25 protein-coding genes are annotated in these 25,513 nt (G+C 63.3%); 18 read left to right on the top strand and 7 right to left on the bottom strand.

Annotated features, from left to right (window positions below; translation table 11 throughout):
- Window positions 1–112: 112 nt before the first annotated feature.
- The 14 genes from AC3WLP_RS04330 (at window position 113) to AC3WLP_RS04395 (ending at window position 14,811) form a co-directional block, all read left to right on the top strand.
- Window positions 113–550 (top strand): NfeD family protein, encoded by a 438-nt coding sequence (locus tag AC3WLP_RS04330; RefSeq protein ID WP_012053829.1) that lies wholly within the window; start codon window positions 113–115, stop codon window positions 548–550.
- Between the two features lie 26 nt (window positions 551–576).
- Entirely contained in the window at window positions 577–1,431 is an 855-nt protein-coding gene (locus AC3WLP_RS04335; RefSeq protein WP_012053830.1) for an SPFH domain-containing protein, read from the top strand.
- A gap of 271 nt (window positions 1,432–1,702) precedes the next feature.
- Window positions 1,703–2,092, top strand: a complete 390-nt coding sequence (locus AC3WLP_RS04340) for a DUF2946 domain-containing protein (protein WP_012053831.1) — start codon at window positions 1,703–1,705, stop codon at window positions 2,090–2,092.
- A 47-nt stretch (window positions 2,093–2,139) separates the two neighbouring features.
- Window positions 2,140–2,625 (top strand): copper chaperone PCu(A)C, encoded by a 486-nt coding sequence (locus AC3WLP_RS04345; protein WP_004577044.1) that lies wholly within the window; start codon window positions 2,140–2,142, stop codon window positions 2,623–2,625.
- Window positions 2,626–2,647: 22 nt separating this feature from the next.
- Entirely contained in the window at window positions 2,648–3,079 is a 432-nt protein-coding gene (locus AC3WLP_RS04350; protein WP_003249651.1) for a DUF2946 domain-containing protein, read from the top strand.
- 66 nt (window positions 3,080–3,145) lie between these two features.
- The gene (locus AC3WLP_RS04355) at window positions 3,146–5,212 is read left to right on the top strand and encodes a TonB-dependent copper receptor (protein WP_004577042.1); all 2,067 of its coding nucleotides are present in this window, start codon (window positions 3,146–3,148) and stop codon (window positions 5,210–5,212) included.
- A 56-nt stretch (window positions 5,213–5,268) separates the two neighbouring features.
- Window positions 5,269–6,636 (top strand): PepSY-associated TM helix domain-containing protein, encoded by a 1,368-nt coding sequence (locus AC3WLP_RS04360; RefSeq protein WP_088513272.1) that lies wholly within the window; start codon window positions 5,269–5,271, stop codon window positions 6,634–6,636.
- 221 nt (window positions 6,637–6,857) lie between these two features.
- A complete protein-coding gene (gene cycA / locus AC3WLP_RS04365; RefSeq protein WP_003249645.1) occupies window positions 6,858–8,264 on the top strand; it encodes a D-serine/D-alanine/glycine transporter in 1,407 nt (468 codons plus the stop codon).
- A 320-nt stretch (window positions 8,265–8,584) separates the two neighbouring features.
- On the top strand, window positions 8,585–9,850 hold the full coding sequence (gene urtA / locus AC3WLP_RS04370) for an urea ABC transporter substrate-binding protein (protein WP_003249642.1): 1,266 nt from the start codon (window positions 8,585–8,587) through the stop codon (window positions 9,848–9,850).
- Window positions 9,851–9,990: 140 nt separating this feature from the next.
- On the top strand, window positions 9,991–11,478 hold the full coding sequence (gene urtB, locus AC3WLP_RS04375) for an urea ABC transporter permease subunit UrtB (RefSeq protein ID WP_004576469.1): 1,488 nt from the start codon (window positions 9,991–9,993) through the stop codon (window positions 11,476–11,478).
- Window positions 11,478–12,557, top strand: a complete 1,080-nt coding sequence (gene urtC / locus AC3WLP_RS04380) for an urea ABC transporter permease subunit UrtC (RefSeq protein WP_088513273.1) — start codon at window positions 11,478–11,480, stop codon at window positions 12,555–12,557. The genes urtB and urtC overlap by 1 nt, the downstream gene beginning before the upstream one ends.
- Window positions 12,554–13,411, top strand: a complete 858-nt coding sequence (gene urtD, locus AC3WLP_RS04385; protein ID WP_003249637.1) for an urea ABC transporter ATP-binding protein UrtD — start codon at window positions 12,554–12,556, stop codon at window positions 13,409–13,411. The genes urtC and urtD overlap by 4 nt, the downstream gene beginning before the upstream one ends.
- A gap of 154 nt (window positions 13,412–13,565) precedes the next feature.
- Window positions 13,566–14,264, top strand: a complete 699-nt coding sequence (gene urtE / locus AC3WLP_RS04390) for an urea ABC transporter ATP-binding subunit UrtE (protein WP_003249634.1) — start codon at window positions 13,566–13,568, stop codon at window positions 14,262–14,264.
- A 31-nt stretch (window positions 14,265–14,295) separates the two neighbouring features.
- Window positions 14,296–14,811, top strand: a complete 516-nt coding sequence (locus AC3WLP_RS04395; RefSeq protein WP_088513274.1) for a GNAT family N-acetyltransferase — start codon at window positions 14,296–14,298, stop codon at window positions 14,809–14,811.
- 350 nt (window positions 14,812–15,161) lie between these two features.
- On the opposite strand, the gene AC3WLP_RS04400 is transcribed toward AC3WLP_RS04395, so the two are convergent.
- Entirely contained in the window at window positions 15,162–15,467 is a 306-nt protein-coding gene (locus tag AC3WLP_RS04400) for a chaperone modulator CbpM (protein WP_003249630.1), read from the bottom strand.
- Between the two features lie 2 nt (window positions 15,468–15,469).
- Entirely contained in the window at window positions 15,470–16,429 is a 960-nt protein-coding gene (cbpA, locus tag AC3WLP_RS04405; protein WP_088513275.1) for a curved DNA-binding protein, read from the bottom strand.
- A gap of 164 nt (window positions 16,430–16,593) precedes the next feature.
- On the opposite strand from cbpA, the gene AC3WLP_RS04410 reads away from it, so the two are divergent.
- Window positions 16,594–17,865: an Hsp70 family protein gene (locus AC3WLP_RS04410; protein WP_003249625.1), complete on the top strand. Its 1,272-nt coding sequence runs from the start codon at window positions 16,594–16,596 to the stop codon at window positions 17,863–17,865.
- A gap of 202 nt (window positions 17,866–18,067) precedes the next feature.
- On the opposite strand, the gene AC3WLP_RS04415 is transcribed toward AC3WLP_RS04410, so the two are convergent.
- From AC3WLP_RS04415 to AC3WLP_RS04425, 3 genes are all read right to left on the bottom strand, one after another.
- The gene (locus AC3WLP_RS04415; RefSeq protein ID WP_003249623.1) at window positions 18,068–19,075 is read right to left on the bottom strand and encodes an AI-2E family transporter; all 1,008 of its coding nucleotides are present in this window, start codon (window positions 19,073–19,075) and stop codon (window positions 18,068–18,070) included.
- A gap of 69 nt (window positions 19,076–19,144) precedes the next feature.
- Window positions 19,145–19,432 carry a PsiF family protein gene (locus AC3WLP_RS04420; protein ID WP_003249621.1) on the bottom strand — a complete coding sequence of 96 codons (288 nt, stop codon included), beginning with the start codon at window positions 19,430–19,432 and terminating at the stop codon, window positions 19,145–19,147.
- Between the two features lie 63 nt (window positions 19,433–19,495).
- On the bottom strand, window positions 19,496–20,284 hold the full coding sequence (locus AC3WLP_RS04425) for an AraC family transcriptional regulator (RefSeq protein WP_088513276.1): 789 nt from the start codon (window positions 20,282–20,284) through the stop codon (window positions 19,496–19,498).
- A gap of 224 nt (window positions 20,285–20,508) precedes the next feature.
- Here AC3WLP_RS04425 and AC3WLP_RS04430 point away from each other — a divergent pair, with 224 nt between their 5' ends.
- Window positions 20,509–21,390, top strand: coding sequence for a DMT family transporter (locus AC3WLP_RS04430; RefSeq protein WP_088513277.1), 882 nt, complete (start codon window positions 20,509–20,511; stop codon window positions 21,388–21,390).
- Between the two features lies 1 nt (window position 21,391).
- On the opposite strand, the gene AC3WLP_RS04435 is transcribed toward AC3WLP_RS04430, so the two are convergent.
- Complete coding sequence (locus AC3WLP_RS04435; protein WP_012053841.1) at window positions 21,392–22,282, bottom strand: esterase/lipase family protein; 891 nt, start codon at window positions 22,280–22,282, stop codon at window positions 21,392–21,394.
- A gap of 122 nt (window positions 22,283–22,404) precedes the next feature.
- Here AC3WLP_RS04435 and osmE point away from each other — a divergent pair, with 122 nt between their 5' ends.
- Both osmE and AC3WLP_RS04445 read left to right on the top strand, forming a co-directional pair.
- A complete protein-coding gene (gene osmE, locus AC3WLP_RS04440; protein ID WP_014592574.1) occupies window positions 22,405–22,746 on the top strand; it encodes an osmotically-inducible lipoprotein OsmE in 342 nt (113 codons plus the stop codon).
- 42 nt (window positions 22,747–22,788) lie between these two features.
- Entirely contained in the window at window positions 22,789–23,319 is a 531-nt protein-coding gene (locus AC3WLP_RS04445; RefSeq protein ID WP_014754602.1) for a ferritin-like domain-containing protein, read from the top strand.
- 39 nt (window positions 23,320–23,358) lie between these two features.
- Here the strand turns inward: AC3WLP_RS04445 and AC3WLP_RS04450 are convergent, their stop codons facing one another.
- Window positions 23,359–25,425 carry an AsmA family protein gene (locus AC3WLP_RS04450; RefSeq protein WP_088513278.1) on the bottom strand — a complete coding sequence of 689 codons (2,067 nt, stop codon included), beginning with the start codon at window positions 25,423–25,425 and terminating at the stop codon, window positions 23,359–23,361.
- Window positions 25,426–25,513 lie beyond the last annotated feature (88 nt).

The raw sequence follows: 25,513 nt of genomic DNA on the forward strand, positions 1-25,513 counted from the left end.
ACACACAGGCACTCCTACAAAGATTTCAGACTTTTCTTCCAACTAACCCAGTGGCCCGTTGCCGCTCTGCTGCCTTAAACTCGACGCCCCTCCCCCGGAAGGTTTCACCCATATGGAAATGCAATGGTGGATCTGGCTGGTCTTCGGCATCGCGCTGATCCTGCTTGAACTGGTCCTCCCAACGTTCTTCATACTCTGGTTCGGCATCGGCGCCGTGCTGGTCTCGCTTATCTCGCTCGCCGCACCCAGCCTGCAACTGGACATGCAGGTCCTGCTGTGGGTACTGCTGTCGTCGGCCACCACTGTGCTGTGGTTCAAAGTGTTTCGGCGTAAGCAGCCGGATGTGCGCTGGACCGCCGACAGCGTGATCGGCGAAGTGGGCCTGCTGACCGCTCCCGTGTCGGAGTTCCAGAAAGGCCGCGTACGCTTCCAGAAGCCGATCCTCGGCAACGAAGAATGGACCTGCATCGCCGATGGCCAGATCGCTGCCGGCGAGCGGGTACGCCTGACCGCCATCGAGGGGAACACCGCCCGCGTTATCCGGGCCTGAATCCGCATTAAAAGGAATTTTGCAGCATGACCAGCCTCATCGTCGTCGGCGCCATTGCCCTGTTCGTCCTGATCACCGTGTTCAAGGGGGTACGCATCGTGCCCCAGGGCGAGGAATGGATCGTCGAGCGCCTGGGCCGCTACCACAGCACCCTCAAGCCGGGCCTGAACATTGTCATCCCCTACATGGACGTGGTCGCCTACCGCCTGCCGACCAAGGACATCATCCTCGATGTGCAGCAGCAGGAAATCATCACCAAGGACAACGCGGTAATCGTCGCCAACGCCCTGTGTTTCGCCAAGGTAGTCGACCCGCAGAAAGCCTCGTATGGCGTGCAGGACTTCTCGTTCGCCGTCACCAGCCTGACCATGACCTCGCTGCGCGCCATCGTCGGTGCAATGGACCTCGACGAGGCGCTGTCCAGCCGCGAGCAGATCAAGGCCCGTCTGCGCGATGCAATGTCCGAGCAGACCGAAGACTGGGGCGTGACCGTGCGCTCGGTGGAAATTCAAGACATCAAACCTTCGGAAAACATGCAGTTGGCCATGGAACGCCAGGCCGCAGCCGAGCGTGAGCGCAAGGCCGACGTCACCCGCGCCGAAGGGGCCAAACAGGCGGCGATCCTCGAAGCAGAGGCGCGCCTGCAGGCGGCCAGGCTGGATGCCGAGGCGCAGATCAGCCTGGCCGAGGCCTCGGCGCGGTCGATTTCGCTGGTGAAGGAAGCGGTGGGCAACGAGACCGTACCGGCGATGTACCTATTGGGCGAACGCTATGTGGGCGCGATGGAGAACCTGGCGGGCAGCAGCAATGCCAAGGTGGTGGTGTTGCCGGCTGACCTGCAAGAGACCGTGCGCGGGTTGATGGGCCGCAACAAGGTTTGAGAGTGTCGGGGGCGCTTTGCGCCCCTATCGCGACACAAGGCCGCTCCCACAGGGATCGCGCCAGCTTTTAGAAATTGAGCAAGACAGTTGCTCCCACAGGACAGCGCAGTATTCGAGGCTGACGCAATTCTGTGGGAGCGGCCTTGTGTCGCGATGGGCTGCACAGCAGCCCCCCCATTACCAGGCCACCTGCGTCACTTCACCGCACCCCGGCATTTTTACCTATACTCCGCCTTACAATAGCCACCACGATTCCTGACCGGATCTCTCCATGCCCCCACGTCGGCACATTGCCTGGATAGCCTGCCTTGCAGTGCTATTCAACTTGCTGGCCATGCCGCTGTCTTCTGCTGCGCCCAAGGGCCCGGCCGAGCAGCTGCTGTGGGGGGCTTTCTGTTCCAGCATGGCCAACAAGGCCAACGTCGACGTTCAGGCCCTGGCCAAGATCGACCTCGGCCCGCAAGGTGACGACAGCGCCGGCATGATGAACTGCTGGTGCTGTTCTGGTGCCGTGCCGTTGCTGGCCCTGCCCGGCTACCCGCCACAGTTGCACAACCCGCCGACACTGCTCAGCGGGCTGCTGCCGCCACCTGCCAAGTACACACCCACGCCCCGCCAGCTCTGGCCTGGGCTGAATCCTCGTGCCTCTCCGCTAGCCTGAGTTCATCACGCTGTCTGCCTGAACCAGAACGGAAACGGAGATTCACCATGCTCAAGCACGCCCTCGTCATGGCCGCCCTGCTGCTGCCTGGCGCCTTTGCCAATGCCCACGAATACAGCGTGGGTGACCTGCACATTGCTCACCCGTGGTCGCTGCAGTTGCCACCCAACGCGCCTAACGTCGCCGCGTATTTCGTGGTGCACAACAAAGGCCAGGCCGATGACCGCCTGCTCAGCGTCGACAGCCCCATCAGCGATGACGCGCAACTGCACGAGCATGCCATGAGCGCCACTGGCGCCATGAAGATGCAACAGGTGCCCAGTGTGGTAGTACCTGCCGGCAAGGACCTGACCTTTGCCCCTGGCGCCTACCACGTGATGCTGATGCAGCCCAAGGACCGTAGCCTGCTCAGCGACGGCAAACGCTTCCCGTTGACCCTGCACTTCGAGAAGGCCGGCGACATCACCGTCGAAGTGGCCGTGCAGAAGCAGGCGCCAGCGGACCAGCCGCAAGCCCACGAACACGCGCACTGATACCTGCTGACAGGCACGCGCCATGAGCCTGCCGCGCCACAGCATCGGCCGTACCACCCGCCCTGACCTCAGGCGCGCCGGTGGCGGATGGCTGAGCCTGTTCGCCATGTGGATGATCTTCATCGGCCCGCTGATTTCCCAGTCGATGCCGATGGACCACCACGCGGGCATGAACATGCCGATGGACATGCCGATGGCGGCTGCCCATCAGCACGGCGGCGACGCCCACCACGGTCACGGCGGCGATGGTCAGCTGCATGTGATGTGGGAAAAGTGCGGTTACTGCAGCCTGTTGTTCAACTGCCCGGCCCTGCCCCAGGCCCTCAGCCCGCTCAGCGCCGGCAGCATCGTCCCCACCAGCCACCTGCTTGCGCCAACGCACCAGGGCCATGCCCGGCAGGCTGTATTCCCTGGTGCGCGCAGCCGCGCCCCGCCTTCTTCGATCAACGTCTGAAACCACATTTTGCGCACGAAGCCAGGAGGCTTCGCGCTAACTCATGACTGATCGACTGGAATCATTATGTCCGGCTGCACCCCTGTTTTTGCCTTGTCCCTGCGTGGGACCATCGCCGCCCTGTGCGGTTCGCTGCTCGCACCCATGGCCCTGGCCGCCGACCCTGGCCATGAAGGCCATGTGCACGACGCACCCGAGCTGAGCCCGACGGTGATCACCGCCGTGGCCCCGAGTTCACCGCTGACCGTGGTCACCAACCCGAAAGACCCGCGCCAGCCAGTGCCGGCCAGCGACGGCGCCGACTACCTGAAGACCATCCCCGGCTTCTCGGCAATCCGTGCCGGCGGTACCAACGGCGACCCGGTACTGCGCGGCATGTTCGGCTCGCGCCTGAACATCCTCACCAACGGTGGCTTGATGCTTGGCGCCTGCCCCAATCGCATGGACGCGCCCACGTCCTATATTTCGCCAGAAACCTACGACCGCCTGACCGTGATCAAAGGCCCGCAGAGCGTCATCTGGGGCCCCGGCGGCTCGGCGGGCACCATCCTCTTCGAGCGCGAACCGGAGAAATTCGGCACCCTCGGCAGCCGCGTCAACGCAAGCCTGCTGGCCGGCTCCAACGGCCGCTTCGACAAGGTGCTGGATGCCGCGGCTGGCAACAGTCAGGCCTATGCCCGCTTCGTCGGTAACCAGTCACGTTCGGACGACTACCACGACGGCAACAACGACACCGTGCCGTCGCGCTGGGACAAGTGGAACGGCGATGTCGCCCTCGGCTGGACACCCGACCAGGACACCTTGCTGGAACTGACGGCCGGCAAGGGTGATGGCGAAGCCCGCTACGCCGGGCGCGGCATGGACGGCTCGCAGTTCAAGCGCGAAAGCCTGGGCCTGCGCTTTGAAAAGTCCAACCTCGGCGAGGTGCTCGACAAAGTCGAGGCGCAGGTCTACTACAACTACGCCGACCATGTGATGGACAACTACAGCCTGCGCACGCCGTCGGGTAGCGGCATGATGGGCATGCCGATGGTCAGCAACGTCGACCGCCGCACCATGGGTGCACGCATCAAGGCCACCTGGCGCTGGGCCGACGTGCAGCTGATCAGCGGCATCGACGCGCAAACCAACGAACATCGCAAGCGTGGCGGTATGGGTGTGGACGCACACAAGGGCCAGGCCTGGACCAAGGACGCCGACTTCCACAACTACGGCGCCTTCAGCGAACTGACCTGGTACGTCAGCGGCGAGGACCGCTTGATTACCGGCGCCCGTCTGGACCGCGCCTCGGCGCGCGACTTCCGCAAAACCAGCGCCACCGAAGGCGACACCCGTGCCGACACCTTGCCGAGTGGTTTCATCCGCTACGAGCACGACCTTGCAGCCATTCCAGCCACCACCTACATCGGCCTCGGCCACGCCCAGCGCTTCCCCGACTACTGGGAGCTGTTCTCACCCAAGCTGGCACCCGCCGGGGCAGCCAACGCCTTCGACGGCATCAAGCCAGAGAAAACCACCCAGCTCGACTTCGGCATCCAGTACCGCACCGAGCGCCTGGAGGCCTGGGCTTCGGGCTATGTCGGGCAGATTCGCGACTACATCCTGTTCGACTACCGCACCGGCATGATGGGCATGAGCACCTCGCAGGCGCAGAACATCGACGCCCGCATCATGGGTGGCGAACTGGGCGCCGCCTACCAGCTGACTGACAACTGGAAGGCCGACGCCACGCTTGCCTACGCTTGGGGCAAGAACAGCAGTGACGGCAAGGCGCTACCTCAAATGCCTCCCCTGGAAAGCCGCCTGGGCCTGACCTACAGCCGCGATGTGTGGAGCGTCGGCGCACTGTGGCGGCTGGTGGCGGCGCAAAACCGCATTGCCGAAAACCAAGGGAACGTCGTTGGCAAGGACTATGACAAGAGCGCCGGCTTCGGCGTGTTCTCCCTGAACGGCGCCTACAAGGTGAACAACAACCTCAAGCTCAGCGCAGGGGTCGACAACCTGTTCGACAAAACCTACGCCGAGCACTTGAACCTGGCCGGGAACGCCGGGTTCGGCTACCCGGCTACAGATCCACAGCCGGTCAACGAGCCAGGCAGGACCTTCTGGACCAAGGTCGATTTCAGCTTCTGACAACAACGGGCGCAGCTTCGGTTGCGCCTTTCAGCTGGTCAAAAAAGGAGGTTCCCATGAGAGGAACACGCGTCTCTTTCTATAACCTGGCCTGGCGTTGGCATTTTTATGCGGGGCTGTTCGTGGCCCCGTTCATGATCCTGTTGGCAATCACCGGGATCATCTACTTGTTCAAGCCCCAGCTCGACCCGCTGCTGTACCGCGAGCTGATGGTGGTCGAGGCCGGCCAGCACCGGCAGGGCGCAGACACGATGCTGGCTGAAGTGCGCCAAGCCTACCCAAAGGGCCACATCGCCCAGTACTTGCCGCCACTGAACGCCGCGCGCAGTGCGCAGTTCGTGGTGCATAACGGCGGGCGCGAACTGAACGTGTTCGTCGACCCATACAGCGGCAAGGTCCTCGGCGAACAGGACGGCAAGCAGAACCTGCAGGCCATCGCCCGCGCCCTGCATGGCGAGCTGATGATCGGCACGGTCGGTGACCGGCTGGTGGAACTGGCGGCGGGCTGGGGCATCGTGCTGGTGGTATCGGGCCTGTACCTGTGGTGGCCGCGCGGGCGCAGTGGCGCTGGCGTGCTTTGGCCGCGGCTGACGGCACGCGGCCGGCTGCTCTGGCGTGACCTGCACGCGGTAACCAGTTTCTGGGGTTCGGCCTTGCTGTTGTTGATGCTGATCAGCGGCATGACCTGGACCGGCTTGTGGGGCAAGCAGTACGCTGATTTGTGGAACCGCTTCCCGGCAGCCATGTGGAACGACGTGCCCAAGTCGGACCAGCAGGCGCGTGAGCTGAACAGCGCACACCGCCAGACCGTACCCTGGGCCATGGAAAACACGCCGATGCCACAGTCCGGTGCACACGCCGAGCACGGCGGGCACCACATGATGTCGGACCTGCCCGCAGCGCCCCAGGTGAGCGTGCAGCAAGTCGAAGACATTGCCACTTCGCGTCAGGTCGAGCCGGGCTACAGCATTACCCTGCCCACCACTGCCGACGGGGTGTTCACCATTGCCGTGTTCGCCGACGACCCGCGCAACGACGCCACCCTGCATGTCGACCAATACACCGGCAAGGTTCTGGCCGATGTGCGCTGGCAGGACTACAGCCCGGTTGCCCGCGCCACCGAGCTGGGCGTGATGCTGCACGAAGGCAAGATGTTCGGGGCGCTGAACCAGATCATCATCCTGCTGGTGTGCCTGATGATCCTGCTGGGTTCGATGAGCGGGCTGGTGATGTGGTGGAAGCGCCGGCCGGACGGCGGCCTGGGCGTACCGCCTTTGCGTCATGACCTGCCACGCTGGAAGGCGGCGGTGGCAGTGATGCTGGTGCTGGGGGTGATGTTCCCGCTGGTAGGGGTGTCGATGGTGGTGATGTGGGGGGTGGATAGTTTGGTGGTGAGGCGCCGCAGGGTCTTGGCCAGCGCTTGAGCCTTGTGTTGCCTGTGCTGGCCTCTTCGCGGGTAAACCCGCTCCTACAGGGGACCGCGTTGCCTTTGTAGGGGCGGGTTTACCCGCGAAGAGGCCGGTACAGGCCAAATGCTGAGCTGCAAATGGAGAGTCGATCTGTCGCGCCCCGAACTGGAACGCGCGTGTTAGCCTAGCCGGCTACCTCTGACAAGAAGACTGGCCTTTACAAGGGAATGCAGCCTATGACGCAAACCTCACCCATAGCGACAGATGAACCGCACCTGCAACGCAACCTGACCAACCGCCACATCCAGCTGATCGCCATCGGCGGCGCGATCGGTACCGGTCTGTTCATGGGCTCAGGCAAGACCATCAGCCTGGCCGGGCCATCGATCATCTTCGTCTACATGATTATCGGCTTCATGCTGTTCTTCGTCATGCGCGCCATGGGCGAACTGCTGCTGTCGAACCTGAACTACAAATCGTTCATCGACTTTTCCGCCGACCTGCTCGGCCCCTGGGCCGGCTACTTTACTGGCTGGACCTACTGGTTCTGCTGGGTGGTCACCGGCATTGCCGACGTGGTCGCCATCGCCGCCTACACGCAGTTCTGGTTCCCTGACTTGCCGCAGTGGATACCGGCGCTGACCTGCGTAGGGCTGCTGCTGTCGCTGAACCTGGTCACCGTAAAAATGTTCGGCGAAATGGAGTTCTGGTTCGCCCTGGTCAAGATCGTTGCCATCCTCGGTCTGGTCGCGACCGGCCTGTACATGGTCATCACCGGCTTCACCTCGCCCAGCGGGCGCACCGCCCAGCTGGCCAACCTGTGGAATGACGGCGGCATGTTCCCCCATGGCCTGATGGGCTTCTTCGCCGGTTTCCAGATCGCCGTGTTCGCCTTCGTCGGCATCGAGCTGGTGGGTACCACCGCCGCCGAAGCGAAGAACCCGGAACGCACCCTGCCGCGGGCGATCAATTCGATCCCGATCCGCATCATCGTGTTCTATGTGCTGGCGCTGATCGCGATCATGGCCGTGACCCCGTGGCGCGACGTGGTGCCAGGCAAGAGCCCATTCGTTGAGTTGTTCGTGCTGGCAGGCCTGCCGGCGGCAGCGAGCATCATCAACTTCGTGGTGCTGACCTCGGCGGCCTCCTCGGCCAACAGCGGCGTATTCTCCACCAGCCGCATGCTCTACGGCCTGTCGCAGGAAGGTGACGCGCCCAAGGCCTTTGAAAAACTGTCGAGCCGTTCGGTGCCGGCCAACGGCCTGTACTTCTCGTGCACCTGCCTGTTGCTCGGTGCGGTGCTGATCTACCTGGTGCCGAACGTGGTCGAGGCATTCACCCTGGTCACCACCGTGTCGGCGGTACTGTTCATGTTCGTGTGGACGCTGATTCTGCTGTCATACCTGAAGTACCGCAAAGACCGCGCGGCGCTGCACCAGGCATCGAACTACAAGATGCCGGGCGGGCGCTTCATGTGCTACGTGTGCCTGTCGTTCTTCGCTTTCATCCTGGTGTTGCTGAGCCTGGAAGCGGATACCCGTTCAGCGCTGGTGGTGACGCCGATCTGGTTTGTGGTGCTGGCGGTGACCTACCAGCTCGTACGCAGCAGGCGCCATCCCCGCACGGCCGTGCGTAACGGCTGATGGCCTCGGGGGCTGCGTCGCAGCCCTTTCGCGACACGAGGCCGCTCCCACGAAGGCACGGTGTACGCCGTCCGATGTGGGAGCAACTGTCTTGCTTAATTTCTAAAAGCTGGCGCCTGTGGGAGCGGCCTTGTGTCGCGATGGGCCGCACCGCGGCCCCAATCCTGTGCACACAATTCCATCAGGCACCAACCTGGATCCAACCAACGCCCCAACACCTCGCACAGCCCCTCTAAACCGTACCTTTTGCCACTAGGCACACCCCTTGCAACGCCCTCCCCGCTTGCCCAACACCATAAAAAACTCAGCGGAGAGAGCACATGAAGCGTCGCAGTCTGATCAAGGCCCTTACCCTCAGCGCATCGATTGCGGCGATGGGCCTGAGCTGGAGTATCCAGGCCGCCGAGACCATCAAGGTCGGTATCCTGCATTCGCTTTCCGGGACCATGGCCATTTCCGAGACATCGCTCAAGGACATGGCGCTGATGACCATCGAGCAGATCAACGCCAAGGGTGGCGTGAACGGCAAGATGCTGGAACCGGTGGTGGTCGACCCGGCGTCCAACTGGCCGCTGTTCGCTGAAAAGAGCCGCCAACTGCTGACCCAGGACAAAGTGGCCGTGGTGTTCGGCTGCTGGACCTCCGTGTCGCGCAAGTCCGTTCTGCCGGTGTTCGAAGAACTCAACGGCCTGCTGTTCTACCCGGTGCAGTATGAGGGCGAAGAGATGTCGCCGAACGTGTTCTACACGGGCGCCGCCCCGAACCAGCAGGCCATCCCGGCCGTGGAATACCTGATGAGCGAGGACGGCGGCAGCGCCAAGCGCTTCTTCCTGTTGGGCACCGATTACGTCTACCCGCGCACCACCAACAAGATCCTGCGCGCATTCCTGCACAGCAAAGGCGTGGCCGACAAGGACATCGAAGAGGTTTACACGCCCTTTGGCCACGCTGATTACCAGACCATTGTCGCCAGCATCAAAAAGTTCTCCGCCGGCGGCAAGACCGCTGTCATATCCACAGTCAACGGTGACTCCAACGTGCCGTTCTACAAGGAACTGGCCAACCAGGGCCTGAAGGCCACCGACGTGCCGGTGGTGGCCTTCTCGGTGGGCGAGGAGGAACTGCGCGGCATCGACACCAAACCGCTGGTGGGCCACCTGGCGGCATGGAACTACTTCGAATCGGTGGATAACCCGGTCAACCAGAAATTCGTCGCCGACTGGAAGGCCTACGCCAAGGCCAAGGGCCTGCCGGGTGCCGACAAGGCCGTGACCAACGACCCCATGGAAGCCACCTACGTGGGCATCCACATGTGGGCCCAGGCTGTCGAGAAAGCCAAGTCCACTGACGTTGACAAGGTCCGCGAAGCACTGGCCGGGCAGAGCTTCGAGGCGCCGTCGGGCTTCACCCTGACCATGGACAAGACCAACCACCACCTGCACAAGCCGGTGATGATCGGCGAGATTCAGGATGACGGCCAGTTCAGCGTGGTGTGGGAAACCGAGCAGCCGCTAAGGGCGCAGCCATGGAGCCCGTTCATTCCGGGCAATGACAAGCGGCCAGATTACGCCGTGAAAGGTAACTGAGTGCATGGGGCTGCTTTGCAGCCCATTCGCGGGTGAACCCGCTCCTACAAGGACCGCGCAGGTTTCAAACCTTGCACCATCTCTGTGTAGGAGCGGGTTTACCCGCGAAGAATCCAACACCGATTTTCAGGATTGCCCGCATGCTCAGACTCCTGCTCACCCTTCTCCTGCTAATGCCCCTGGCAACCCACGCCAGCGAGGGCGAATTCTTTCTCACCGCCAAGCCCGCCGAGCAAGGCCGCCTGCTCGAAGGTTGGGCAGCACAACCCGATGCTGCGCGCCTGCCGCTGCTGGAAAACCTGCGCCAAGGCCGCATCGCTGCCGACGACACCCGCAAGGTGCGCCTGAACAACCGCCTGCGCGGCCTGATCGACAACGCCCTGGCCAGCCATCAGTTGCTCAGCGACAACAGCGACACCCGCCTGGCCGCGGCCCAGCAATTACAGAAAAGCGCACAGCCCGCGCAAATGGCCTTCCTCGACCGGCGCTTCGCCGCCGAGCCGGACGCCGCTGTACAGGCCGCCCTCGGCCTGGCCCTTGCCAACCTGCAACTGGGCGCCAGCGAGCCAGCAGTGCGCCTGGCCGCCGTGCGCCTGCTGGGTGAAACCGGCGACCCGCTGGCCCGCACGCGCCTCGAAGCCCTGCTGCAGCCCGATGCGGAACGCGACCCGGGCGTGCGCACAGCCGCCGAAACGAGCCTGGCCCAGGTCAAGCGCAAACTGCTGGTAGGCGAACTGCTCGGCCAGGCCTTCAGCGGCCTGTCGCTGGGTTCGGTCCTGCTGCTGGCAGCGCTGGGCCTTGCGATCACCTTCGGCCTGCTTGGGGTGATCAACATGGCCCATGGCGAGATGTTGATGCTCGGCGCCTACAGCACCTACATGGTCCAGGTACTGCTGCAGCGCTTCGCCCCAGGCGCCATCGAGTTCTACCCGCTGATTGCCCTGCCGGTGGCGTTCGCCGTCAGTGCCGGGGTAGGCATGGCGCTGGAGCGCACGGTGATCCGCCACCTGTACGGCCGGCCACTGGAAACCCTGCTGGCCACCTGGGGCATCAGCCTGATCCTGATCCAGGCCATCCGCCTGCTGTTCGGCGCGCAGAACGTCGAGGTGAGCAACCCAGCCTGGCTGTCTGGCGGCATCCAGCTGCTGCCCAACCTGGTGCTGCCATACAACCGCCTGGTCATCATCGGCTTCGCCCTGGCCGTGGTGCTGCTCACCTGGCTGCTGCTCAACCGTACCCGGTTGGGCCTGAACGTGCGCGCAGTCACCCAGAACCGCAACATGGCCGCCTGCTGCGGCGTGTCCACCGGGCGCGTCGACATGCTCGCCTTTGGCCTTGGCTCGGGCATCGCCGGGCTCGGTGGCGTGGCCTTGAGCCAGGTGGGCAATGTCGGCCCGGACCTGGGCCAAAGCTACATCATCGATTCATTCCTGGTGGTGGTGCTCGGCGGCGTCGGGCAACTGGCCGGTAGCCTCTGGGCCGCGTTCGGCCTGGGCATCGCCAACAAGCTGCTGGAGCCGCAGATCGGTGCCGTACTCGGCAAGATCCTCATCCTTGCGTTGATCATTCTGTTCATCCAGAAACGCCCGCAAGGCCTGTTCGCCCTCAAGGGACGGGTAATCGACTGATGAACCAGCCACTGCTTGTCACTGCTACGCAAAAGGCCGGCCCACGCCTGACCCTTACCCTCGGTGCCGTCGTCGTCCTGCTGCTGGTGGCTTTGCCACTGTGCTCACTGCTGCCGGCAGACCATGCTCTACAGGTGTCGGCCTACACCCTGACCCTGGTCGGCAAGATTCTTTGTTACGCCATCGTCGCCTTGGCCCTGGACCTGGTCTGGGGCTATGCCGGGCTGCTGTCACTGGGCCATGGCTTGTTCTTCGCCCTGGGCGGCTATGCCATGGGCATGTACCTGATGCGGCAGGCCGCCGGCGACGGCCTGCCCGGGTTCATGACATTCCTGTCGTGGACCGAGCTGCCCTGGTACTGGGCTGGTACCCAGTATTTCGCCTGGGCCCTGTGCCTGGTGGTGCTGGCGCCCGGGCTGCTGGCGCTGGTGTTCGGCTGGTTCGCTTTCCGCTCGCGGATCAAAGGCGTGTACTTCTCGATCATGACCCAGGCCCTGACCTTTGCCGGCATGCTGCTGTTCTTCCGCAACGAAACCGGCTTCGGCGGCAACAACGGCTTCACCAGCTTCCGCACCATCCTCGGCTTCGACATTGCAGCCCAGGGCACCCGCGCGGTGTTGTTCCTGCTGACCGTGGGCCTGCTGCTGGCCAGCCTGTACCTGTGCTGGCGCCTGACCCGCAGCAAGTTCGGCCGCCTGCTCACCGCGGTGCGTGACGCTGAAAACCGCATGATGTTCTGTGGCTACGACCCGCGCGGCTTCAAGCTGCTGGTGTGGGTACTGAGCGCCGTGCTGTGCGGCCTGGCCGGTGCGCTGTACGTGCCGCAGGTAGGCATCATCAACCCCAGCGAGATGTCGCCGACCAACTCGATCGAAGCCGCCGTCTGGGTAGCCTTGGGCGGGCGCGGCACGCTGATCGGCCCGCTGCTCGGTGCCGGCCTGGTCAACGGTATGAAAAGCTGGTTCACCGTGGCCTTCCCCGAGTTCTGGCTGTTCTTCCTCGGCGCGTTGTTCATCCTCGTTACCCTGTACCTGCCCAAGGGCGTGGTCGGCCTGTTGAAGAAAAGGAGCCAGCCATGAGAGGCGTGCCCCCAGTCCACCCGGAGTTCATGCTGGAACCGGTATTCGACAACCTCGGCGCCGGGCGCGATGCCATCGGCCTGGGCCACAGCCGCAAGGCCGGCCTGGATACCCGCCACGGTACGGTGCTGAGCCTGGAAGACATCAGCGTCAGCTTCGATGGTTTCAAGGCGCTCAACGCGCTGAACCTGTACATCGGGGTGGGCGAGCTGCGCTGCATCATCGGCCCCAACGGCGCCGGCAAGACCACGATGATGGACGTAATCACCGGCAAGACCCGCCCCGACAGCGGCACGGCTTACTTCGGCGATACCCTCGACCTGACCCGCATGAGCGAATACCAGATCGCCCAGGCCGGCATTGGCCGCAAGTTCCAGAAGCCCACAGTGTTCGAAGCGCTGACCGTGTTCGAGAACCTGGAACTGGCGCTGAAGACCGACAAGTCGGTGTGGGCCAGCCTGGCCGCGCGCCTGAGCGGTGACCAGCGCCAGCGTATCGAGGACGTGCTGACCACCTTGCGCCTGCTGCCGCTGGCGCAGCGCCAGGCCGGCTTGCTGTCGCATGGGCAGAAGCAGTTTCTGGAGATCGGCATGCTGCTGGTGCAGGAGCCGCAACTGCTGCTGCTCGATGAACCGGTGGCCGGCATGACCGATGCCGAGACCGAATTTACCGCCGAGCTGTTCAAGGGCCTGGCTGGCAAGCATTCGCTGATGGTGGTGGAGCATGACATGGGCTTCGTCGGCAGCATTGCCGACCATGTGACCGTGCTGCACCAGGGGAGCGTGCTGGCGGAAGGCTCGCTGGAGCAGGTGCAGGCAGATGAGCGGGTGGTCGAGGTGTATCTGGGCCGGTGACCGGATTTGAAATTTTTGGCGCCTGTGCCGGCCTCTTCGCGGGTAAACCCGCTCCTACAGGGGGCGTAATGCCATGGGGCGGTTCCCGTCGTAGGAGCGGGCTTGCCCGCGAAAAGGCCGGCTTAGGCACAGCATCCCTTTCAGGAACTCTCACATGCTCAAGATCGACACCCTGCACCAGTACTACGGCGGCAGCCACATCCTGCGCGGCCTGTCCTTCGAAGCCAAGGTCGGCGAAGTGACCTGCCTGCTGGGCCGCAACGGCGTGGGCAAGACCACCTTGCTGCGCTGCCTGATGGGCCTGGTGCCCGCCCGCGACGGCAGCATCGAATGGGAAGGCAAGCCGATCACCGCGTTCAAACCACAGCAACGGGTGCAGGCCGGCATCGCCTACGTGCCCCAGGGCCGCGAGATCTTCCCGCGCCTGACCGTCGAGGAAAACCTGCTGATGGGCCTGTCGCGCTTCCCCGCCCGCGAAGCCCGCGAGGTCCCGGCCTTCATCTACGAGCTGTTCCCTGTGCTGGAGCAGATGAAACAACGCCGCGGTGGCGACCTGTCTGGCGGCCAGCAGCAACAGCTGGCCATCGGCCGCGCCCTGGCCAGCCGCCCACGCTTGCTGATTCTCGACGAGCCGACCGAAGGCATCCAGCCGTCGGTGATCAAGGAGATCGGCGCGGTCATCCGCCGCTTGGCCGAGCGTGGCGACATGGCAATTTTGCTGGTGGAGCAGTTCTACGACTTTGCCGAAGCGCTGGCTGACCAGTACCTGGTCATGGCCCGCGGCGAAATCATCCAGCGCGGCCGCGGCGAAAACATGCAAGCCGAAGGTGTACGCGGGCTGGTAACCATTTAATCTGCGAACAACGACTTTGCGAGACGCTGTCATGAGCTACGAAATTCGCGATGCCCGGCCCACCGATGTGCCGGGCATACTGGACATCTACAACGACGCGGTGCTCAACACCACAGCGATCTGGAACGAAACCCCAGTGGACCTCGGCAACCGCCAGGCCTGGTTTGAAGCGCGGGCGCAGCAGGGCTACCCGATTTTGGTAGCTACAGATGAGACGGGCGTGCTGGGGTATGCCTCGTTTGGCGACTGGCGGCCGTTCGAGGGCTTTCGCCTGACTGTGGAGCACTCGGTGTATGTCCGTGGCGACCAACGGGGCAAGGGAGTGGGGCCGGTGTTGATGGCCGCGCTGATCGAGCGTGCGAAGGGGTGCGGCAAGCATGTGATGGTGGCGGCCATCGAGAGTGGCAATGCGGCGTCGGTTCGCCTGCATGAGCGGCTGGGCTTCGTGGTGACCGGCCAGATGCCGCAGGTGGGGGTAAAGTTTGGCCGCTGGCTTGATCTGACCTTCATGCAACTGGTGCTGAACCCGGGCGCCGAACCGACCTGAAATACGGTCCATTGCGGGCGCAACCTTGGGTCGCGAACGGGCTGCAAAGCAGCCCTGGCAATTTTTCGGTGAAACAAAGATCTGGGGCTGCTGCACAGCCCATCGCGACACAAGGCCCCCCACAGATACCGGCAAGGCCTGATCGTCAAACAGCCAGTCCTCCGGCGTTCGCCCGGAAGGTTGAACCCGGGCGCCGGACCGACCTGAAATGCGGTCCATTGTGGGAGCGGCCTTGTGTCGCGAACGGGCTGCAAAGCAGCCCTGGCAATGTTGCGGTGGAGCAAAGATCTGGGGCTGCTGCACAGCCCATCGCGACACAAGGCCGCTCCCACAGATGCCGGCAAGGGAACCTACATCTGAATAAACCGGCCCAGCCGCTGCTTCAGCATGTTGTTCTCACTGCGCAACTGCTGCACCTCCTGCAGTAGCTCCAGCGCCAGCGCCACCCCTTCCCACTCCAGTTCCAGCTCCTGGTGCAGCTTCACCGCTCGTTTGGTCACCAGCGGCGCCTGATCGTCAAACAGCCAGTCCTCCGGCGTTCGCCCGGAAGGTTCGACAATGCCATGTTCGACGATTTCGATCACGCATTCAGCCGTGACATCGGCTTCCTGACACAGGGTACGCATGTCCAGTTGAACGATCAGGGTGCTGCTCATGATCACTTACTCCATTGTGTCCTCGGGTTGAACGCAGCTTTCTCGGAAAGCTTGGTCCAGAGTTCGCGGGCAGATTCGTCCGACGCAGGCGGCATCACCACCTTGAGCTGCGCATAAAGGTTGCCGCGCTCTCCCTGCTTGTTGACCAGGCCCTTGCCCGGTACACGCAGGCGCTGGCCGCTCTGGCTGTCAGGACGGATGGTCAGGTTGATCTTGCCATCCAGGGTCGGAACCGCCACCTTGGCGCCCAGGGCCGCCTCCCACGGTGCCAACGGCACAGTGATGATCAGGTCATGACCTTCGACATCGAACAGCGGGTGCGGTGCCATGCGGATGGTCAGGAACAGGTCACCGTTGGCCCCGCCACCGCCGCCCGGCGCACCCTGGCCCTTGAGGCGGATGCGCTCGCCGTCGGTCACCCCAGCCGGAATCCTCACGTTCAAGGTCTTGGTGGTGAAGCCGGTGCGCTGGCCCATGGCATTGGTTTGCGGCACCTGGAAGCTGATCTGCTTGGACTCCTTGCTCAGGGTCTCTTCAAGGAACACTGCCAGTTCAAGCTCCACGTCCTGCCCCCGCCTGCCGGCACTGCGTTGCTGCTGCCGGGCGCCACCGAAGGGGTTGCCACCCGCACTGCGCCCACCGAAGATCGAGCTGAAGAAGTCGGAGAAGTCGCCGCCTTCGAAGCCGCCGCCACCGCCACGGTTTTCCCAACCCGGTGGGGCCTGGAACGGCCGGCCATGCTGGCCGCCGTACTTGCGGATTTCGTCGAACTCGGCACGTTTCTGCGCGTCGCCCAGCACCTCATAGGCCTCGTTGGCCTCCTTGAATTTCTCCTCGGCGTCGCGCTCCTTACTGACATCGGGGTGATACTTGCGCGCCAGTTTGCGGTACGCGGCCTTGATCGCCTTTTCGTCCGCAGTGGGCTCTACGCCGAGTATCTTGTAATAGTCTTTGAAGTCCATTTGTGGATCACCAATGTGAATGTGCGTGTTGCAACTGAAGATAGGGGTCAAGCATAGCCTTTCAAGACCAACTTGGGTTTGCCTCAAGGCAGACGACTGGTCTTGATTCTGTAGCCAACTGGCATACACTGCGCGGCCGTTTTGCCTCCGGAAGCCCATTTCCCATGTCTGACGTATCCCCGGCCCGCGCCCTGGGCATCGACTTTGGCACCTCCAACTCCACGGTCGGTTGGCACCGGCCTGGCGTCGAGTCGCTGATTGCCCTGGAAGACGGCAAGATCACCTTGCCCTCGGTGGTGTTCTTCAATATCGAAGAGCGGCGCCCGGTGTATGGCCGCCTGGCGCTGCACGAGTACCTGGAAGGCTACGAAGGCCGCCTGATGCGCTCGCTGAAAAGCCTGCTGGGCTCGAAGCTGATCAAGCACGACACCAGCGTGCTGGGCAGCGCCCTGCCGTTCAAGGACCTGCTGGGCATGTTCATCGGCGAGCTCAAGAAGCGCGCTGAAGCGGCCGCTGGCCGTGAATTCGACCAGGTGGTGCTGGGCCGCCCGGTGTTCTTCGTCGACGAAGACCCGGCTGCCGACCAGGAGGCCGAGGACACCTTGGCCGAAGTGGCGCGCAAAATCGGCTTCAAGGACGTGTCGTTCCAGTACGAACCGATTGCCGCAGCCTTCGACTATGAGTCGAGCATCAGCCGCGAAGAGCTGGTGCTGATCGTCGACATCGGCGGTGGTACCTCGGACTTCACCCTGATCCGCCTGTCGCCCGAGCGCCATCGGGTCGCCGAGCGCCAAAGCGACATCCTCGCCACGGGCGGTGTGCACATTGGCGGTACCGACTTCGACAAGCAACTGAGCCTTCAGGGCGTGATGCCGTTGTTTGGCTACGGCAGCCGCATGAAGAGCGGTGCGCTGATGCCGACCAGCTACCACCTCAACCTGGCCACCTGGCACACCATCAACGCCTTGTATTCGCAGAAATCACAGTTGGCGCTGGGTAGCATGCGCTATGACATCGAGGACAGCTTCGGCATCGATCGCCTGTTCAAACTGATCGAGCAGCGCGCTGGGCACTGGCTGGCGATGGAAGTAGAAGCCAGCAAGATCGAGCTGACCGAGCATGACAGCCGCCACATCGACCTGCGCCGCGTCGAGCCCGAGCTGACTGCGGAACTGACCCGCGCGCTGTTCGAAGAGGCGATCGAAGGCCTGCTGGAGCGCGTGCGCGGTAGCGTGACCGAACTGCTGGCCAAGGCTGGGGTAAGCGAAGACCAGGTCGATACGGTGTTCTTCACCGGTGGTTCAAGCGGCATTCCGGCGCTGCGCAACAGTGTTTCGGCGATGCTGCCGAATGCGCGGCATGTGGAAGGCAACATCTTTGGCAGCATTGGTAGCGGGCTGGCCATCGAGGCGCGCAAGCGTTACGGCGCGGCCTGATTTGTCGTTTAGCTTGTAGCCGCGAACGGGCCGGGCCTGCTGGCCAATCTCCACCAGTCGTTCACCGTTGCTGCCGCTACCGTATTCGCGGGTAAACCCGCTCCTACGCACCGGTCGGGGGTGGACACACATCGGTGATTGGCCACAGGCCGTCGTAGGAGCGGGTTTACCCGCGAAAGGGCCGGTACAGGCCACTGCATGATCAGACCAGTTCCGCCCGCTTCAGCTCACTCTTCAGATAGGCATAGTAGATGGGCCCCGCCACGACACCGGGCAGCCCGAACGCCGCCTCGAATACCAACATCGCCAGCAGCAATTCCCACGCCTTGGCACTGATCTGCCCACCCACGATCCGCGCGTTGAGGAAGTACTCGACCTTGTGGATGACGATCAGGTAACCCAGCGCCGCCGCCGCCACCCAGATCGACAGCGACAGACCGACGATGGTGATCAAGGTGTTGGACATCAAGTTGCCGATCACCGGCAGCAAGCCCAGCAGGAAGGTCAGCACGATCAGCGTCTTGGTCAGCGGCAGGTGCACGTCGAACAGCGGCATCACCACGGCCAGGAAAATGCCGGTGAAGATCGTATTGAGCAGCGAGATCTTGATTTGCGCGAACACGATGTTGCGAAACGCCTTCACCAGCAGGCTAAGACGTTCGAACAGCGCCGCCGCCAAGGGCTTGCGCCGGGAGATATCGGGAATACGCTGCAAAGCGATGATGGCGCCGAGGATCATGCCTATGAGCATCGTCACGAACATGTGCGCCATGCCCTTGCCCACCAACTGCAAATCGCTCAGGTGGCTCTTGATCCAGTCACCGATGGCCACCTTGAACTCTGCGGCACTGGCAGGCAAGTAACCCTCGATGAAGGGTGGCAGCTGGCCGCGAGCACGCTCGACCAAAGCCATGAACTTGTCCAGCGAGGCGCCGGGGTTTTCCGCCTCGTGCAGCAGGAAGCTGAACGCACCGGCAATCAGCAGTGTCAGGGTGCTGACCACCAACGTGCCGAGCAGCGCCACGGCCAGCCAGCGCGCGCGTTGGCCAGCAAGCAGCGGTTGCAGGCGAGGGGTCAGCATGTTGACCAGTTCGAACACCAGCAGACCGGCCAGCAGGCTGGGCAGTAACTTCAGGGGCAAGGCCAGCAGCAGCCCAGCCATGACGATGATCAAGCTGGCCAGGGTGATCTGACGGGGGGTAAAGGTCATACAGCCTCGACGGCAGACAGCGGGAATGCCGCAGTCTGCCAGCCTTGGCGGCGCAGGCATAGGCGCAGGTCATTTCTTCTTCAGGCAATCGCTCATGAAGGCCTTGCGCTCATCCCCCTTGAGGGCTTTGGTGGTGGCGTCAGCATTGCAGGTCTTCATTTTGTCTTGCTGGGTTTGTGGCACATCCTTTTTCAGGCAGGTGCTCATGAACGCTTTGCGTTCATCGCCCTTGAGGGCCTTGGCGGTGGCGTCGGCGTTGCAGGTTTTCATCTTTTCCTGCTGCGCGGTATTGGCAGCGAAACCTTGGGCACTGAACAACACCGCCAGCGCCAGTAACGGAATTTGCAGCACTTTCATGGAGTGGTCTCCTTGGCTCCGCGCCCGATGCACGGGGGTCGAGCTGAGTGTAGCCAAGAATGTTCAGCGCCCCGCCCGCGCCTGCCGGCGGTACTGCTCAGGCGTACACCGGGCCTGACGCTGGAACATGGCGATGAACGCCGAAGCGCTGCTGTAGCCAAGGTCGAAGGCAATGGCCTGAATCGGCAGGCCGGCTTCCAGCGCTTCGATGGCTCGCAGAAAACGCAGGCGCAGGCGCCATTCGCCAAAGCTGATGCCCAGCTCGCGCAGAAACTGGCGGGCCAGGGTGCGTTCGCTGACGTGCACGCGGGCGGCCCAGTCGGCCAGCGGGCGGTTGTCCCCCGGCTCGGCGCTGAGCGCGTCGAGCACCTGGCGCAAGCCATCGCTGTGGCCAAACGGCAGGTAGCAGGCCAGGGTGGGCGCCAGCAGCAACTGGTCAAGCAGTACCTGTACCAGGCGCTGGTCACGCTCGTCCTCGGCCACCTTGAGATTGCGCCGGGCGAAGTCACCGAGGATGGCCTTGAGGATGTCACTGATCATCAGGCTGCACGGGTGCGATGGCAGCGCTGCGCACAGGCTGCGGTCGAGGTAGATAGAACGGTAGACGATGGCCTGGGGGTTGTAGCAGCCATGCTCGGTGTCGGGCGGCACCCAAACGGCGTAGTGCGGCGGCGACAGGAAGCGCTGGCCGGCCACATCCAGATGCATTACGCCGTGGGCGGTGTAGTTCAGTTGGCCCCAGCCGTGTTGGTGCACGGCGCTGTGGGTGTCGGCAACGAACTCGTCGTGGCGGAAGTACACCGAGGCCGGCAGTTGGGTGAACTGGGGGATATCAAGGTATTTGCGCGGCATGCTGTCTGCTTTGCAGGGTCGATTGTCTGGATAGAAGTATAGGCTTGTTAACAGACATTCGATAATACAGGCCTATCGAGGGCCTGCCTTGCAGGCCTTCGCGGGCTCGCCCGCTCCCACAGGATCTGCGCCAGCCTCCAGGCCTGTGTATCCCCATGGGAACGGGCAAGCCCGCGAGGGCGGCAAGGCAGCCCCAATCCAAGCCCCAATGAGTGACCCGCTACATGAATTACCTGTTCCCCCTCACCGCCATCCTCATCTGGGCCGGCAACACCGTGGTCACCAAGATGTCCGCCGGCGCCATCCACCCTGCGGAGATCGGTTTCTACCGCTGGTTGCTGGCCGCCTTGCTGTTCACGCCGTTCATGCTGCCCGCCGTGTGGCGCAACCGCGCAGCCATCCGCCCGCACCTGACCCAGGTGTTCGTGCTCGGCGTGCTGGGCATGGCGATGTACCAGAGCCTGGCCTACTTCGCCGCCGGCATCACCAGTGCCACCAATATGGGCATCATCCTCTCGCTGATGCCGCTGATGTCACTGGCGCTGTCCATCGCCTGGCTGGGCCAGCGCCTGAGCTACGGTGCCCTGCTGGGCGCAGTGGTGTCATTCTTTGGCGTGCTTGAAGTGGTCAGTGCCGGCCACCCCGCCAGCCTGCTGCAGCATGGGCTGAACAGCGGCGACCTGTTGATGCTGGCGGCTACATTGGCCTATGCGCTGTACAGCTTCCTGCTGAAGAAATGGCAGCTGCGCCTGCCGCCGATGCAGCTGCTGTACCTGCAGGTTCTGGTAGCCATCGTCGTGTTGCTACCGCTGTTCTTGCTGTCGGACAAGACCGGCCTGAACAGCCACAACATCGGCCTGGTCCTGTATGCCTGCGTACTGGCCTCGATGATCGCGCCACTGGTGTGGATGCAGGCCGTGCACCGCCTGGGGCCCAGCCGCACCACACTGTTCTTCAACTTGCTGCCGCTGGTCACTGCGCTGATCGCCGCCGTGGTGCTCGACGAGCAACTGGCCAGTTACCACCTGGTCGGCGGCTTGCTGACCCTGGCCGGCGTAGTGCTGGCCGAACGCTGGACCACGCCGATCCGCCGCCAAGGCACTTGAGCTAAAGCCCCGCCGCCTTGAGCCGGGCGGCATGTTCGGTGAACAGCCGCACCGGCTCCGCGCCTTTGCCCACGGCACCGAGCGACTGGTTGACGATGTCCAGGTGATCGAGCGGGTAATCGTCGCCGATCACCTGCCCCAGGTGCGAACTGAAACGCCCGACCATGCCGTCGCAATGGCCCTTTTCCTTGATGAAACTGCGTGCGAACAGGCGGCAGAAGCGGCTGCTGCCGTCAAAGCGGTTGCGCCCCTGGTCTGTCAGGCCGGGTTGCAAGGTGCCGGACCAGGAGTAATAGCGGACGCCATTGACCTCATAGGCCCCTTCCCCACCCCAGGTTTGCGGCAGGCCCTGTGGATAAGCCTGGTTGAACAGTGCCACCCCGGCGCTGGTCAGCGACTGGTGCGAGGCGTGCACATCTACAGGCAGCGGGTCACGACGCCAGCCGGTTTCCAGCCAAACCAGCAGCACGGCAAACCCATGCAGCACGGCCTTGAGGATGCGCCCCTGGGGTGAATCGCCCGGTGCCGTACGTTCCAGGTGGTCGGCCAGCTCGGAGCCATGATTGGGCCCCGCCACCGAGGTGACCGACGCCACCCGCCCCGGCCGTTTGGCCGCAGCGTAACGCGCGCTCAGGGCGCCCTGGCTGTGGCCGATGAGGTTGACCTTGTCGACGCCGGTACGTTGGCAGATATCGTCGATGATCGCCAGCAACTGCTCGCCGCGCACCTCGCTGGAATGCAGCGGCGAAACCTGCACCGGAAACACCTGCGCCCCGCCCTTGCGCAGGGCCGGCACAATGCCGAACCAGTAGGGGTAGAGCACCATCCGGACAAACCCGAGCATGCCTGGCACCAGCACCAGCGGGTATCGCGTGGCCAAATCCTGCTGCATTCCCGCAGCTCCTTTGCTGTACGACGGGCCAACACTACAGCGGCCATCATGACTATCGCAATCGAACTCCCGGCGCGCGTTGTGGTTCAAAACCACACAGACCCTTTGCAAGGAGCGGGACCATGTACAAGCAGACCCTGGCAATCCTTCTGGCAAGCGCCACCCTGGCCGCCTGCGGCAGCCGCCCGGAAAACCCGGTGGATTACGTCACCTACCGCGATGAGCCGCTGGTCAAGCAGGTGGAGAACGGTATGACCATGCAGAAGGTCATCGCCATTGGCGGCAGCCCGTCGAGCGTGATCGACCTGCCGCACGGGGGCACCTGCAACGACTACATCCTCAACCGCGACGGCAAGCAGCAGCCCTATTACGTGCGCTTCGATGCCACCGGCCATGTCGATGCCAAAGGCTTCAAGACCTGCAAGCAACGCCAGGAGGACAGCGACGCCCTGCATGGCGCATAAGCCTGTGTTCCGACCCGACCCTGACCCCTGCTGGAGATAACCATGAGCAATGTTGAACTGACCGATGTGAAAACCCTGCGCGAGCGTGCACGCCAGCATGTGGAGCAAGGCGCAGTGACCGAGGGTTACCACGCCGACCGTGAACAGATCCTGCGCCTGCTTAATGAATCGCTGGCCACCGAGCTGGTCTGTGTGCTGCGCTACAAGCGCCATTACTTCATGGCCAGCGGCATTAAAGCCAGCGTGGCTGCCGCGGAGTTTCTCGAACATGCCAACCAGGAAGCCGAACATGCCGACAAATTGGCCGAGCGCATCGTGCAACTGGGCGGGGAGCCGGACTTCAACCCCGACAACCTCACCAAGCACTCGCATGCCCAGTACGTGGCCGGCAATTCGCTGAAAGAGATGGTGCTGGAAGACCTGGTGGCAGAGCGCATTGCCATCGACAGCTACCGCGAGATCATTCAGTACATCGGGGATAAAGACCCGACTACCCGTCGTATCTTCGAAGACATCCTGGCGCAGGAAGAGGAGCACGCGGACGATATGTCCGACCTGTTGCAAGGCCTTTGATTTCTGACACCCTCAAGGGGCCGCTTTAGCGGCCCCTTGCTATTTCCGCGCTTTCACCGCCGTCGGTGCCTTGCCTGCCTTCATCTGCTGCAACAACGGTGTGCACTGGTTCGGGTCATCGCCGCTGCTGGGCGCAATCAGCGCCAGCAACCCCGCCGCCGGCCCAGCCACCACACCCAGCGCAACCATGCCTGCGCCACGCAACGCCAGCGGCAATGCCTGCACACCGGCGTTCGGTTTGGCAAACGGTCCGCGCACATACAGGGGTGAACGCAGCGAGAACAACCGCAGCCCTTTCGATTCCGGGGTGATGTTCAAATCCAGTTGCTCGGAAGCGAAGTTCGCCGTGCCGTCGATGTAGATGATCGCGTTCTCGGTATCGAAGATGAACAGCCGCGTAGTCGCCAGGCCATCCTTGATGCCCACATCGGCCGCCGCACAGTTGATTTTCACGTCCTCATCACCAAACAGCTTGCCGACCACATAGTTGCCCACGTTCAAGCCGGCAATTTCCATCAGGCTGCGGCTGATGGCGCCATCGTTGATCAGCATGCGCAAGTCGCCATTGGCTGTACCCAGCAAGGCGGCTACCGAGTTGCCACGGCCGCTGATGTCCGCGTCGCCATTGAGCTCACCAAAGCTGGTCTGCATTGGCGCGAAGGTAGGGAACAGTTGCTTGAGCTTGAAGCCACGCGCAGTCAACTTCGCGCGCCCCTGCAAGGGCACGCTGCGCCCGTCCAGGCGGATGTTGGAGGCCAGGCTGCCGCCGGCCACGCCAAAGCGCAGGGGCTCCAGGCGTAACAGGCCGTCTTCGAGCACCACATGGGCCGACAGGTCAGTGAACGGCAGTTGCGCGCTGTGCACGATGCGCTTGCCAGCAAAGGTGACATCAGCGTCCATTGCCCGCCAACGCTCGGTGCGAAACGCCTCCACTGGCAGCACCTTGCCTGCAGGCTGCTTGCTGGCACCGCCGCGGGCCTTCTGTTCGGCATTGGAGTCGGCACCGATCAGCGGCGCCAGGTCCTTGAACAGCAACTGGTTCGATACCAGGTTGCCGGACAGTCTGGGCCGTGGCTGGCTGGCAACGAAGGCCAGGTCCCCATGGATATCGCTGTCGCCGATCTTGCCGTTGAAGCCCTGGTAATTGAACGACGCCCCTTGCGCCGCCTGCAGGTTGGCGCTTAGGCGGCCGTCGGTGGAATAGGCCGGGGTGTCAGGCAAGGTGACGCCGGTCAATGGGTAGAGGTTGCCCAGGCTGGCACCCGACAAACGAAGGCGCAGGTCGAGGGCACCAAGGTTGCGCGGGTCGGTGAGGGTGCCGGCGAGCACCACATGGGTGTCGGCGATGCGCACGTCGGCCTGCAGCGGGAACGGCTGGCTGGCGTCCTGCAGGGCCAGCAGGCCGCCGATCTTGCCGGTGCCGGACACTGGCTGGCCTTTGTAGCGGCCCTGGGCCTTGAGGCCGAAGGCATAGTCCTGCGCACCGCTGGCCTTCTCGGCGCTGGCCTTGCCGACAATCTCACTGAACGGGATTGGCTTGCCAAGCGGGTCGATCTGCACCTTCATGCTGGTTTTGAGGGTCTGGTCGTCGAAGCTGACGTTGCCTTGGTCAAAGCCGATGGCGCCGATGTCCAGCTGCCATTTGGAAGGTTCAGCGTTTTCATCCTTGGGGCCGAAGTCGAAGACCCAGTTGGCGCGGCCATCGGCCAGGCGAGTGAGGCTGGCAGTGGGCTTGGTGAGGTTGATGCGGGGTATGCTGATCTGCTGGAACACCAGCGGCAGCGGCGCCAGGCGGAACTCCACGCGCTCAAGGCCGACCATCTTCGGCTCTTTGAGCCACTCGGGGTTGCCCAGTGTCAGGTCTTCGGCAATGAAGTGCGGCCAAGGCACCCAGGCACGCCAGCCGCCCTCTTCGGGCTCGGTACGCCAGTGCACGGCGAGGTTGCCGTTGATCGCGAAGGGCCGATGCAAGGCTTCGGAGACCTTCTCGTTGAGCAGTGGCTTGACGCGGTTCCAGTCGAAGGTGGCAATCACTACCACCAGGATCGCCAGCACGGTAAGCAGGCTGGCGAGGGTCCAGACGAGGATTCTGGCGGGACGCGTCATTGCGTATTTCTCCTTGCGGCATGACAGAAAACAGGCGCAGCGATGGCCTCAATAACTCCGACTGATGAAAACCCGTGAGGTTTTATCG

The sequence above is a fragment of the Pseudomonas sp. FW305-E2 genome, assembly GCF_058782925.1.